Raw genomic sequence first — 12,190 nt, 5'->3', positions numbered from 1 at the left:
CTCCGGCCGGTCCCACGGGCGCACGGGCGCCGGGCGCACGGGCGATCCGGCTGCACGAGGAGGCGCACAAGCCAGTCGACGTCATGGGCGCGCGAGGGCAACCGACCGGCCACCCGCCGCCATGGCGAACACGCGATGATTCGGTCATCGGAGGGCTCGGCTTGTGGCCGCGTACCTCCGCGGCCCATTCAGTGCCACTCGTGGCACGAGACGAGGAGAGCTTTTGCTCACGGTGGCAACCTGGAATGTCCTACACCGCGTTCATGCGGAGAACTGGGGCGAAGACACGGCGGCAACGTGGCCGGACGAATCGCAACGGATCGCTGCGATCACGGCATTGTTGGTCGAACGCACTGAACCGGTCACCGCCCTACAGGAGGTAAGCGGCGACCAACTGACCGGCCTCCGCCGCGCCTTGCCCGACCACACGGTCCACGCGATGCGATATCCACGAGTCCCGGCACCACGCCACGGAACGAAACCGCTCGACGACCCGGGTGAGTACCTCGTGCTCTTGGTGCGCGGCCCGTCGCGGCAGTTGGCCGCCGAAGCCTTCAACGACGACTCGGGGAAGGGATTGCTCGCCGTACGAACCCACGGGGCGCTCGTGGTCGCCACGCACGTAAGCTTCGGTCGGCGACGACCTCGGCAACTGGCGCGCCTGGCTGAACTGGCCGCAGACTCGACAGACCCCGTGATCCTGCTCGGCGACTTCAACGCCGACCGCGTCACCGTAGCGGACGGTCTCGGCCCGGAGTTCATCGTTGCCGAACTCCCGCCGGACGCGCCGCCGACACGACCGGACGGCCGGAGCGCCGGGTCGCAGCACATCGACCATGTGGTCGTGCGCGGCGGCGATGTGCGCGACGTGATGGTCGAAGACGTCCACGGACTGTCGGACCACAATCTCCTACGCGCGAACGTGACCGGGATCGCCGCACGTTCGGCCTCCGAGTGAGACCTCGTCCCTCGCATGCGGTCGGCATTGCGAGCGGGCGGTTGCGATGTTCGGGGTGGGCAACGGGCCGTCGATTCGGAGTGCGAGAAATGCTCAAGACCTGTGGATCGGTCTCGGGTTGTACGCGAGGGCGTACCTTCCCGAATGATCCTGTGATGGTCACCGAGTACGCCCGCGTTCACAGCGCGGGGCAGGAAGGCACACCCGCGTGTTCGGCGCAGTGGACGCGGACGGCTCCATCGAGTCCGGCTCCTGATCGACGCAATCGTCCGCGCGGGCGCCCGGCGGATGCTCGCCGCCGCGTTGGAGGCCGAAGTCAAGCTCCGCGCCAAGGTCACCCGCGGCCCCGGCAGTCCGGCCGCAGCCCTCGCGACGGTGTTCGAGCTCGTCGAAAACGAGTAGGCGTCCCGGAACCGGCCTGGAACCATGGCGGCTATGAAGCGAGTCGTGATCCTGGGGCGTGGCGGTGCAGGGAAGTCAGTCCTCGCGGTCCGCCTGGGCGCAATCACCGGGCTTCCCGTCATCGAGCTGGACACGCACTTCTGGCGACCCGGCCTTGAAGCGACCACCCCCGACCAGTGGGCCGCCGTCCAACGTGAACTCGTCCGAGGCGAGGCTTGGATCATGGATGGCGACCTCGGGCCCTACGACGTCCCCGACGTCCGGCTCCAAGCGGCGGACACCGTCATCCTGCTGGACTTTTCGTTCTCGCGCTGCGCCTGGCGAGCGATCCGACGCTCTCGGGAACGCGCCGACTTCTGGCGGTGGGTATGGGCCTATCGACGCCGGAGCCGACCGCTCCTCCTCGCGGCGATCACGACCGACGCCGGTAACGCGAACCTGCACGTAATTCGGAATCCGCGCGCACTGAGACGCTTCGTAGCGCAAGTCACGACCGGCCGGATCCCCGGCCGACCGTAATTCCACGCATGGCAGCGACACCGCGCAACTTCGTGCGATCCACAGGATTTGACAATTACTTCGGAGTGCCGACGGCGGGACGCGAAGCCCGCTCGCGACACACCGAGTTCCCACCGAGGACGCGTCGCCGTTCGCGGGAAGCGATCGCCCGCCGCGGTGCGCCCCGGGTCGGCCGGCACCATCCTCGGCGGGAGAAATACGTTGCCCCGCAGGCGCTTCGGTCGGGATCCTCACGGATGTGACCACCACCCAAGGCACCGCCGGCCCCACCGTCGTCGTACCCGTCAGGGTGCGAGACCTTCGGCTGCGGGATCTGCCCGCGTGCACCTGGTCGGGCTCCGCCACCCATCTGCGGTACGTGGAGCGGGAGTTGATACGCGCGGCGGCCGGGGAGGTGGACTACCTGGCCGTGTGTGCCGGGGGCGATCTGCCGGTGGCGATCGGCGGCATCGACTACCGGGTTCGCGAAAAGGCCGGAACTCTGTGGCAGTTCGCCGTGCACCCGGCACTTCGGTCTTGTGGCCTGGGGACGTTGCTGATCCGATCCTCCGAACAAAGGATCGAAAGCCGTGGCCTGCGCAGGGCCGAACTCGCGGTGGAAGAGGACAACCCGCGGGCTCGTGCCCTGTATGAGCGGTTGGGCTATGTCGCGTACGGCCGCGCCCCGGACGCCTGGGACGAGGAGGGCCCCGAAGGGTCGATCCGTCGCCACGAGACGATGTGCGTCCTGATGCGAAGGGAGCTTTGAGCCCCCGTTCGTCGACGGATGCCCGGGGCCACCGGTCCACCGGGCCACCGGGCGTGCGGCCCGAGCACCGGTGCACGCCCTGCGCACACGAACGTGCACTCGGGCGATCCGGGCTGCATGGCCTGGCCGAGGCAAATCGACTGCACGCCGAACCTGCACGGGCCGGCTCTTACGGAACTGTGCGGCGACTGTGGCCGTGTCGTCACCGACCGGCGCCGCCGGGGCCGCGCCCCGCATCCATGCGGCGCCTGCCTCGGCGACGCCGTCCGTCGATGACGCCACGCTTCGTGCCGACCGCGCGGAAACCGAGCACCGGACCGGTCCGGCCCAACCGTGTCGAGTTCACCTCCTAACGGAAGTCCTCCGCCCGATCCCGCGCCCATTGCGCGAAGGTCCGTGCCGGCCTGCCCGTCACGGACTCCGCCGTGGGCAGTGGGCCCAGCACCGACGGATCGAAGTCCGCGTTGTCCGACGGATCCACGGGATTGCCGTCATAGTCGGTGAAACCCAACAGGAAGTCCGCGGCTTCCGCGGCGAACCCGCCCATCGCCCGATAGACCTCGCGGGCCTGAAGCGGGGTCAGCTCCTCGAACCGGATCTCCTCGCCGAGCGCGTCGGCGATTGCCTTCACCTGGTCACGCAGGCTGATCAGGCCGGGACCGTTGATGTCGTAGGCCTTTCCGGCGTGGCCGTCCTCCAGCAACGCCTGGATCACCACATCGGCGATGTCCTGCTCGTGCACCGGAAACCACCCGCTGTCCGGGTTGATGTCCCGCACCACGCGTTCGGCGCGGATGGACGGGCCCCAGAGCGCGAGTTTGTTCGCCGCGAACTCGCCGGGTCGGATGTGTGTCCACTCCAGACCCGACCGTTCGACGGCCTGTTCCACGGGCGGGTGGAATGTCGTGTCGAAGCCGCCGGTCACCGCGCCGGACGAGAGCACGACGATCCTTCGGACGCCCGCTCGCTTCGCCGCCTCGACCACCTTCTCGGCCGTGGACGGTTCCGGGAAGAGGAACATCCTGTCCACCCCGGCCAGCACCGGCCCGAGTTCCTCGGGCCGGGTGAGGTCGCCCCGCATCACGTCCACTCCGGCGGGCGCTTTTCGGGGATCCCTCGTCATCACCCTGACCTGGACGTCCCGCAGTCCGGCCGTGACCAGCCGGCCCACGGTGCCCGTCGCGCCCGTCACCAGTACCCGCACCTTCCACCCCTTTTCCGTATGACCTACGGATAAAGATTACCATACACTCTACGGAAAATAAGGGGACACGATGGAACACAGCGGCGGAGGCGATCCCCGCGAGACCCTGCGCCTGTTGTGGCGGCAAGAGAAGGCCAGGTCGGGCCGTGGCAGGCCACCCAAGATCACGCTGTCCGGAATCATCGCCGCGGCGATCTCGGTGGCCGACAGGGACGGCATCGACGCCATGACCATGGACAGGGTCGCCGCCGCCCTGGGCGTCGGGACGATGACGCCGTACACGCACGTCCCCGGCAAGGCCGAACTGATCGACCTCATGGTCGACGCGGCCTGGCAGTCCCTGGACCTCTCCGATTCCGGCTCGTGGCGCGTCCAGGTCACGCACTACGCCCACCAGACCGTCGCCCTGTACGCCCGGCACCCGTGGCTGCGCACCGTATCCACCGTCCGTCCGCCCCTGGGCCCGGGCCTGTTCGCCCGGCAGAACCACCTGCTGGCCGCACTCTCCCAAACGGACCTGTCGCCGCCCCAGGTCCCGGCCGCGGTCGACGCGATCGTCACCTTCGTCGACGCCGCCGCGGCAGCCCAAGCCGAACACGCGCGGGCCTCCGCCGTGAGCGGCGAGTCCGAGGACGACTGGTGGTCCGCCCGCCAGGTCTTCTGGGACGAGGTCTTCGACCCGGCACGCTACCCCGCCATCGCCCGTTCGTGGGCCGACGGCGGCTTCGACCGCAACGCCGCGCAGGCCAGGGCGAACGCCTTCGACTTCGGCCTGCGCGCCCTGCTCGACGGCATCACCGCCATGGCCTCCGCCGACGAACGCCGGTAATACGACCGTCGGCATTGAAGGCGCGACTGACCCGATCGAGGACAACGCCGTCCGCGGTGCGGAGGCAGCGGCGCGGGCAGGCCGGAGCCTTCGTCCGCAGGCTCACCATCCACGGAGCCGGTGCCGCCCGCCTTCGCGGAATGGCTGCGGATCCGCGAGAAGTGGGTCGGCGGCCATTTCGGGCCGCTGCGCGTGCGATGTCAGGCACGGGAGCCCGGCGGTGAGGTCGGTGGTCGGGTGGGCTTGGGTGGGCCGCCAGCCGAGCAGGCGGACGGCGCGGTCGCCGGAGACGGTCTGGTCGAGCGCAAGGGCTTGGGCGAACTGGTCGAGCGCAAGGGCTCGGGCGAACGGGAGGCCGAGGTTTCGGCGGCCTGTTCGAGCGGCCAGGGTTCGGCGCGGCCGATGCCGCCCGCGGCGAGGTCGGCGGCGGCGAGTGGGGGGTGCCGACGGAGTCGACGGCGACGCCGTGCCAGAGGGTGCCGGCGTCGGCTTTGGTGAGGAGGACGAGGCTGTAGAGGGCGGCGAGCGCCGTCGCGCTGCCTGCCGATCATCGCCTCGCCGAACGCGATCGGGTCACTCTCGTCGACCTCGCCGACCTCGCCGACCTCGCCGACGAACCCGTCGTGTGCCCCGACATGTTCACCTCCCCGGAGGCCGAACGCCACCGGATCGTCGACCCGCGACCCGACGGCACACCGGCGCCGCGCAGCCCCAGGGTCGCCCAGATCGAGGAGTGCCTCCGGATGGTCGCCCCCGGCCGCGGCATCTGGCCGGCCCCGGAACCGCTCGCCCACTCGGTCCCGGCCATGAACATCCGCTGGGTCCCCATTTCCGACGCCGAGCCCGTCGAACTGGCCGTCGTCTGGACCGACCGCGGTCCCGAGGAACTGATCGCCACCATGGTGGCCGAAGTCCCCGCCCTCGTCACGGAACCCACCCACGCCATGTTCCGTGCCAGCAGGTCGAATTCACCACGACATTGACGTCCGCGGCCTCCGGCGAACGCCGCGGGAGAGACGTCGAGGGTCGGGATCATCCCTGCGGGCGGGCCGTGGGTGGCTTCGCCGTGGGCGGCTTCAGCGCCCGGCGGGTGCGGTGTCCTCGCCCTTGCCGTGCCGTCGGCGCGCCCGGAACTCGTCGCCCTTGCGCGCGCTCCAGGCGTTGAGCGCGGTTCTGGCCGGCAGAAGCACGCTACAGGCGGGAAAGATGAGCGCCGGGAACAGCCACACCTCGACGCCGCTCCCGCCCATCACCGACCGGACGATCACCGTCACCACGTAAGCGGCGACTCCCGCACCGAGCCACCACTTCCACGCCCTCCCACTGGGGCCCTCGGTGGGCCGATTCGAATCCTCGTCCTCCCGGGTACTGACCGGCTGCCCGTTCCTCTTGCGCCACAGGGCGCGAATCAGAAAAGCCCCACCGAACACGGCGAGAACCACCCCCAGCAGCCCCCACTCCATCGGCGACTCCGGTACCCCTCGGGCGTACTCGTTCACGTCCCCACCTCCGCGATCGATCCTGTGACGCAGGTCGGCCGAACATCTGCCCGGGGCACCAAAAGCCACACCCACTACGGGAGTTGTACGCGATCGACAAGCACCTACCGCAGGCGGAATCCACCGACGAAGCGACTGCCGACGGCGTGGGACGGCGCGTGACCCGGTCCGTGGACAGTGTGCGAAGCCCGCGCGCGCGGCCACCCGCTCGACGTCGTGTGGAGGCCGGGTGCGGGATACCGGGGCCTGATTCCGCGATCACACCGCAGACCCGAATGTGCTCGGGTGGGTGCGTCACGGTGCCGCACACAAGGGGAATGTCCGATCGAACTCGGGGCAGGAACAGTCCACTTGCGACCGGCAACGATCGATTCGGGGCGAAGATGACCATCCACACGAAGTACCGCGCCACCACGGTGACCACCGGCGCCCTCGCGGCCCTGCTGCTCCTGGCCGGATGCGGCGACAACGACAAGGACGACGACCGCCGAACCCCCGCGGGCGACACCGCTCCCCCGCCCCCGGGCGACGCGGCCACCTCCGCCCCCGACTCGGGCCGGGACAACACCAAACTCGACGACGCAACGCTGCGCACCAAGGTCCAGACAGCCGCCGCACAGGTCAAGACCGTGCACACGGTCGGCGCCCTGCGCGGTCCCAACGGCGAGACCTCCTTCGACCTGCGCGTGGACAACACCACCCGCAACTACACCGGCACCCTGATCGAAGCAGGCCAGACCGCGCAGATCATGCGCATCGGCCCGGATATGTACCTCAAGGCCGGCGCCGACTACTGGACCAAGGCCGCGAAGGTCACCGACCCCACCGCCATCGCCCTGATCCAGGACAAGCACGTCAAACTCAAGGTCGAGGACCCCCGCTTCAAGGGCATCAGCGCCGCCGCCGAACTCGGCGACATCAACAAGGCCGTCGCCGACTGGGGACCCACCGTCCAACGCCGCCCCGACACCGACATCGCCGGCACCCGCGCCATCGTGTTCGGCGAGACCGACCCCCAAGAAGGCGAAACACTGCTCTACGTCCCCGCCAAGGGCGAGACCTTCCCCATCAAATTGGAGAACAAGAACCCCGCCAACGGCGGCACCATCGACTGGAACGAACACAACAAACCCGTCACCGTCACGCCCCCGGCCCCCGACACCGTCGTCAACCTCCCCGCACTCACCGGGGAAACCCCCACCACCGGCTGACCCCAAACCAGGCACCTCACGGCACCGATCGGGCGGTGACGGCTCCGACCCCAAGGGACGCGGTCGGTGAATGAGTGCCTTGCTTCGCCCCGTCGATGCGCCCCGCCGGCGGGCGGGTTCGGCGGCGCGTGCGTCGGCTGCGGCCTCGCCCTCGGACCCGCCGCTCCGTGCCCGCGAGGAGCCCCTCGGTTCCGGTCGCGATTGGCGGCCGAGATGAAACGGCGCGGGAACCGGCCCGTGCGCGCCGCTGGATCCGCGCCGCCGTGGAGACAACCGTCTTGGGCGCCTTCGCGCGGTGGGTCCGGGGGTACGACCGCCCAGCCGGCTCGGGGACGTCTCCGGGTTCGCTGCGAGGAACGGGCCGTAGATGTCGTGCCGAGGTGTTCCACGAACATCGATGTCGACGCAGGGGAGGCCACCCCCTTCCGGATGGTGGTGGCCTCCCCTGCCGGGTGTCAGCGTCCGGGTTCGGTCAGGCGTTGTCGGCTTCGGCCGACTTCGGGCCGTACGTGGTGGGGTCGGTCCGGGCCAGGTCGACGTACGGGCCGATCGCCTCGCGCACCAGCGGGATCGCGCTCGGCTTCCGGTTGGTTTCGGCCACGAACGCGGCGGCGGGCGACACGAGCCAGACGGCCAACTTCGTTCGGTAGGTGGGGTTCCGGGCGACGATCGGTCGCAGGTTGTCGACGGCTTGCAGGGCCGACTCGGTGGCCTTGGTCTGCGACGCGGGGTTACCCCACAGGTGGACGGCGATCTCGATGATCGCCGCCGGAGCCGAGCCGAGGGCGCGGCGGAGAATACGTTCGAATGGGTGCTTTCGACGGTCATCGCGTCGCGTGGGAGGCGCGCCACTCGACCCACCCGGAGGCCGTGCGGCCGGCCCGGTAGGGGCTTTCGAGCGGTTTCGAGACGACCCCTTCGATGCCTCCGCCGAACGCCCCGACCCAGGCGAGGGCCTCGGTCGGGTCGGTGGTCATGGGTACCGGCTGGATCGGCGTGGGCCGGGGCGCGTTCTCCAGCAGGTCCAGCAGTTGTTCGCGTCGTTCCCGATAGGGCCGCCGGCGAAGGTCGACGTCGTCGATCGAGAGCACGTCGAAGGCCACCAGGACGACTTGATAGTCCGCGCCGCGCCGGAGCCCTTTCGCGCTGCGTGTGTGCAGGCGGCCGAACGCAACGCTCCCGTCGTCCAGGACCGCGACGAGTTCGCCGTCGAGCACCGCGGTGTCCAGCGACCGGGCCGCGTCGGCGACGTCGGCGAAAGGCTCGGTGAGATCGGTGCCGTGCCGACCGAACACGCGCGGTCGTGGGCCGGTGCGCAGGGTTGCCCGCCATCCGTCCATCTTGGCCTCGTGGGCCCAGCCGGAGTCGGTGGGGACCCGGTCGACACGGGTGGCGAGGGCGACATCGACGGGGAGCACGATTGCGGGCATCCCCGCCCGTACCCCGCACCCGGCCCCGCCACCCGGAGCCGGGATCCCGCGCCGCGGTTCACCGGTTGGCGGCTTCCGACGGCCCGGGGCGCCGGAGGGACGCCGACGTGGAGTCGAAATCGCCTCCCAGCGACCGACGTTCGATGGCCTCGCGTTCCGGGGGCGGGAGGTCGAGATGCGCGGCGAACAGTTCCAGCGTCTCGACCGAAACGGGCCCGGACCCACAGCCATGGATCCGTGCGACGCCGTGATCGCGCAACCGCTGGAGCGCGGTCTCGCGCCGCAACCACTCGTCGGGGTCGGTGGGAAACGGATCGGGATCGGTCAGTCCCATGCCACATCCTCGATGTCCGGAAGCAGTGGGCACAACACGCTACGACACCACGCCGACACGACCCCGGGAGATGGGGTGCCGTTGGCGGACGTGTCATGAGCCACGGATGGGTTGGGATCAGCCCGGCCGACCGCACCCGTACGGCGATGAAGTGCACCACGCCGCACGGGTGCGGTTCGGGAGAGCGAAGTCGGCCCGCGGGAAAGCGGCTTCGCCCGGATGTTGTCCGGGTGGCCCGGCCGATGTGTGGCGTTCGGGTGAATTTCCGGCATGCGCGCTGCCTGCGCCGGTCCGGGTCGTTGAGTCGGGAGAGGGCGCACCGGGATCGGCCGGTGTCCCTGTGGATAAGGGAGAGTTCGTGAGTTCGTTCAGGAAGATCACTGTCCTGATGGCCGGCACTGCCGCGGTCGTGATGGCGGGCGCGGGGGCAGCCCACGCCGAGGCCGAGGCGGACGGCGCCGCGGTCGGTTCCCCGGGCGTGGCCTCCGGCAACAACATCCAGGTCCCGGTGCACGTGCCGGTCAACCTGTGCGGCAACACCGTCAACATCGTCGGCGTGCTCAACCCGGCCATCGGCAACACCTGCCTGAACGTCGACGACGTCGAGCACGACGGCGGCCACAAGCAGAGTGACCACCACCAGGCACCCCAGCACGGCGGACACCAGGGCTGACCCCAAGTACCGGGTCGCCGAACAGCGGCCGGGCACACCTCGGTCCCGACCGATGACACACGCCGATTCGGCCGACTCCTCCACGGACCGAATCGCGTGGCACCTCCGGCCCTCGCGCCTGCATCCCGCGAGGGCCGGAGTTCCGGGACCGAACGCGTCCGCGAGCCGAGGACCCGACCCGACGCGGACAACCTCGAATCCGAACCACCCATCCATCCATCCGGACGAGCAATTCCCCGGGCACGGCGCGGGCCATGGCCCGAGTCGCCACGCCCTGGGCACGCAACGTGGCCGAAGTACCGCCGTCGGTCGTCTGCCAGGAAACACCGACGTAGCGGCTGAGCCTGGAGTGCCCGTCCACACCGGCGGAATCTCGGAGACGGTGTTGGCCGTACACCGCCACGACCGCGCACGAGAAACCTGCCGAGAAGCCCCGGAACGAGAGCGCCGCCGGCCGCGTCGACGCCGACAACCGCGGTTGCACCCCTCCGCGAACGCCACGGGGTCCGTGCACGCCACCAGGGCGCCGGCGACTCGTTCGCGCACATGACCGTGGAACAGGACGCACGCCACCCCCGCCTCCGCCTCCGCTGACCCCGCCGCGAAACGGTCGAGCCGACCCCGGCCTCCCGACCCGCTCGCGAGCGAGTGCCCGAGCGCCCGCGTGCCCGAACACCCGAGCGCTCGGAAGTCCTCGCCGAGCCGCCGAGTCGCCCCGGGTGACGACGGTCATCCGACCCGTTCTTGTGCCCGACCCCGCCGGGCACAGGCCCCGAGTGGCGCCGTTTGCCGAGCCATTCCCTTGGACGAAAGCAGTCCGGTTCCGTGCGAAATGGCCGGCCCGCGCTCCCGCCCCCGGGGATCCCCGCCCCGCGTTCGTGGAACGTCTCCACTCACAGGCCCGAGACGCGAGGCTGCGTGGGATCGTCACGACAGCGTCGACCCGTTCGGTTGCATTTCCGGCCCCACGCCGTCGACATCCTCCGATCCCGGGTACGCTCCGCCCAAGCGTCCGGCGAGCGAGGGACACAGACGTGGGTGTTGACTACGACGACGGTGTGCTTCGTGTCGAACGGAGCTCGCCGCAGCCCGGAGTTCGACTCCTGGGGGAGGTCGATCTCGACAACTGCGCGCACGTGCGGTCCGCGCTGGAAGCGCAACGGGGCGCCGAGCCGGGGGACGTCCTGGTCGACGTGTCGGCATTGGGGTTCATCGACATCGCCGGCGTCCGCACCCTCGTAGAGACCGCCCGCGCCCTGGAAGAGGGGCGGCGGCTGGTCCTGCACCGCGCCTCGGAGGAGTTGTGCGACCTGGTGGAGCTCGCGGGGTGGGGACACCTGCCCGGTCTGGCATTGGAGAGGGTGACGACCGGATGAACGCGGTCACAGAATTCCGTCATGACGCCCTGCTCTACGCGGGTTTGGACGACTTCGTCGAGCGCACGGCGGGATTCGTACGCGAGGGATTGGCCGCGGACGAGGCGGTCGCGGTCGCGGTGATCCACCCCCGAGCGGGCGCCTTGCGCGAAGAACTGGCCGGCGACGCGAATCAGGTCACCTGGATCGACATGGAACGCGTCGGCCGCAACCCGGCGCGCATCATCCCGACCTGGCAACAGTGGACCCGGGAACAGGGGACTCGGACCTTCCGCGGAATCGGCGAGCCGATCTGGGCCGGCCGCGACGAAGCCGAACTCGTCGAATGCCGCCACCACGAGACCCTCCTCAACCTCGCCTTCGACGGCGTGCCCTGGCAACTCCTTTGCCCCTACGACACCACCACGCTCGAACCGGACACCATCGAGGCGGTTCGTCACTCCCACCCGCAGGTCCTGGACGGCGCGTCCCGCATCGACCACCCCCACCCCGGGCCCGATCACTACGCCGCCACCCTGCTCGGTCCCGCCCTGCCCCCGGCGCCCGACCACGCGCAAAGGCTCGCGTTCCGTTCCGGTGAACTCGCCGCCGTCCGAACGCTGGTCCGCCGGGAACTGTCGGATGTCCCCCGTCCGCTGGTCAACCAGGCGCTGTTGGCGATCGGCGAGATCGCGGGCAACAGCATCGTGCACGGAGGGGGCGGCGGCAGCCTCACCCTGTGGCGGCAGGACACGTTCGTGATCTGCGACGTCCAGGACAAGGGCCACGTCCTCGACCCACTCGCGGGGCGGCATCGCCCCACCGCCGACCAGGACGGCGGACGCGGACTGTGGATCGCCAACCAGATCTGCGACCTGTTCCAGATCCGCTCGACCGAGACCGGAACCACCACACGCCTGCGGGTTGACATCTCCGGGTAATCACGGCAGGGAGGCGCTGGACCTTGGCGCCGACCGCGCCGGTTGCTCCAATAATGAGCAGCCGAGCGTCCGGTGGCAGGTCCGGCA

14 protein-coding genes are annotated in these 12,190 nt (G+C 70.1%); 9 read left to right on the top strand and 5 right to left on the bottom strand.

What is annotated here, in order from left to right; translation table 11 throughout:
* The first annotated feature begins 163 nt into the window (after positions 1-163).
* The 3 genes from ACIRL2_RS30175 to ACIRL2_RS30165 all read left to right on the top strand — a co-directional run bounded on the left by ACIRL2_RS30175 (position 164) and on the right by ACIRL2_RS30165 (position 2,627).
* A complete protein-coding gene (locus ACIRL2_RS30175) occupies positions 164-958 on the top strand; it encodes an endonuclease/exonuclease/phosphatase family protein (protein WP_402236159.1) in 795 nt (264 codons plus the stop codon).
* Positions 959-1,393: 435 nt separating this feature from the next.
* Positions 1,394-1,879, top strand: coding sequence for a hypothetical protein (locus ACIRL2_RS30170; RefSeq protein WP_402236157.1), 486 nt, complete (start codon positions 1,394-1,396; stop codon positions 1,877-1,879).
* A 238-nt stretch (positions 1,880-2,117) separates the two neighbouring features.
* The gene (locus tag ACIRL2_RS30165; RefSeq protein ID WP_402236154.1) at positions 2,118-2,627 is read left to right on the top strand and encodes a GNAT family N-acetyltransferase; all 510 of its coding nucleotides are present in this window, start codon (positions 2,118-2,120) and stop codon (positions 2,625-2,627) included.
* A 349-nt stretch (positions 2,628-2,976) separates the two neighbouring features.
* Here ACIRL2_RS30165 and ACIRL2_RS30160 read toward each other — a convergent pair whose 3' ends face one another.
* Positions 2,977-3,819, bottom strand: coding sequence for an NAD(P)H-binding protein (locus ACIRL2_RS30160; RefSeq protein WP_402236151.1), 843 nt, complete (start codon positions 3,817-3,819; stop codon positions 2,977-2,979).
* A gap of 82 nt (positions 3,820-3,901) precedes the next feature.
* On the opposite strand from ACIRL2_RS30160, the gene ACIRL2_RS30155 reads away from it, so the two are divergent.
* Together ACIRL2_RS30155 and ACIRL2_RS30150 are read left to right on the top strand one after the other, a co-directional pair.
* Positions 3,902-4,660, top strand: coding sequence for a TetR/AcrR family transcriptional regulator (locus tag ACIRL2_RS30155; RefSeq protein ID WP_402236148.1), 759 nt, complete (start codon positions 3,902-3,904; stop codon positions 4,658-4,660).
* A gap of 536 nt (positions 4,661-5,196) precedes the next feature.
* A complete protein-coding gene (locus ACIRL2_RS30150; RefSeq protein ID WP_402236434.1) occupies positions 5,197-5,643 on the top strand; it encodes a LysR substrate-binding domain-containing protein in 447 nt (148 codons plus the stop codon).
* 93 nt (positions 5,644-5,736) lie between these two features.
* Here ACIRL2_RS30150 and ACIRL2_RS30145 read toward each other — a convergent pair whose 3' ends face one another.
* Positions 5,737-6,159, bottom strand: a complete 423-nt coding sequence (locus ACIRL2_RS30145) for a hypothetical protein (RefSeq protein WP_402236146.1) — start codon at positions 6,157-6,159, stop codon at positions 5,737-5,739.
* 383 nt (positions 6,160-6,542) lie between these two features.
* Here ACIRL2_RS30145 and ACIRL2_RS30140 point away from each other — a divergent pair, with 383 nt between their 5' ends.
* Positions 6,543-7,370: a hypothetical protein gene (locus tag ACIRL2_RS30140; RefSeq protein ID WP_402236143.1), complete on the top strand. Its 828-nt coding sequence runs from the start codon at positions 6,543-6,545 to the stop codon at positions 7,368-7,370.
* 472 nt (positions 7,371-7,842) lie between these two features.
* On the opposite strand, the gene ACIRL2_RS30135 is transcribed toward ACIRL2_RS30140, so the two are convergent.
* The 3 genes from ACIRL2_RS30135 to ACIRL2_RS30125 form a co-directional block, all read right to left on the bottom strand.
* Entirely contained in the window at positions 7,843-8,007 is a 165-nt protein-coding gene (locus tag ACIRL2_RS30135) for a hypothetical protein (RefSeq protein WP_402236140.1), read from the bottom strand.
* A gap of 187 nt (positions 8,008-8,194) precedes the next feature.
* The gene (locus ACIRL2_RS30130) at positions 8,195-8,800 is read right to left on the bottom strand and encodes a hypothetical protein (protein ID WP_402236137.1); all 606 of its coding nucleotides are present in this window, start codon (positions 8,798-8,800) and stop codon (positions 8,195-8,197) included.
* Positions 8,801-8,858: 58 nt separating this feature from the next.
* The gene (locus ACIRL2_RS30125; protein ID WP_395861054.1) at positions 8,859-9,134 is read right to left on the bottom strand and encodes a hypothetical protein; all 276 of its coding nucleotides are present in this window, start codon (positions 9,132-9,134) and stop codon (positions 8,859-8,861) included.
* A gap of 358 nt (positions 9,135-9,492) precedes the next feature.
* Between ACIRL2_RS30125 and ACIRL2_RS30120 the strand changes: the two genes are divergently transcribed.
* The 3 genes from ACIRL2_RS30120 (at position 9,493) to ACIRL2_RS30110 (ending at position 12,103) form a co-directional block, all read left to right on the top strand.
* Positions 9,493-9,807, top strand: a complete 315-nt coding sequence (locus tag ACIRL2_RS30120; RefSeq protein ID WP_395861052.1) for a chaplin — start codon at positions 9,493-9,495, stop codon at positions 9,805-9,807.
* 1,034 nt (positions 9,808-10,841) lie between these two features.
* Complete coding sequence (locus ACIRL2_RS30115; protein WP_402236133.1) at positions 10,842-11,183, top strand: STAS domain-containing protein; 342 nt, start codon at positions 10,842-10,844, stop codon at positions 11,181-11,183.
* Positions 11,180-12,103, top strand: a complete 924-nt coding sequence (locus ACIRL2_RS30110) for an anti-sigma factor RsbA family regulatory protein (protein ID WP_395861048.1) — start codon at positions 11,180-11,182, stop codon at positions 12,101-12,103. Before ACIRL2_RS30115 ends, ACIRL2_RS30110 begins: the two co-directional genes overlap by 4 nt.
* Positions 12,104-12,190 lie beyond the last annotated feature (87 nt).

The sequence above is a fragment of the Embleya sp. NPDC127516 genome (assembly GCF_044765325.1).
Classification (GTDB): domain Bacteria; phylum Actinomycetota; class Actinomycetes; order Streptomycetales; family Streptomycetaceae; genus Embleya.
Note: the sequence above shows the minus strand (reverse complement) of the source record. Positions and strands in the feature narration are given on the sequence as shown.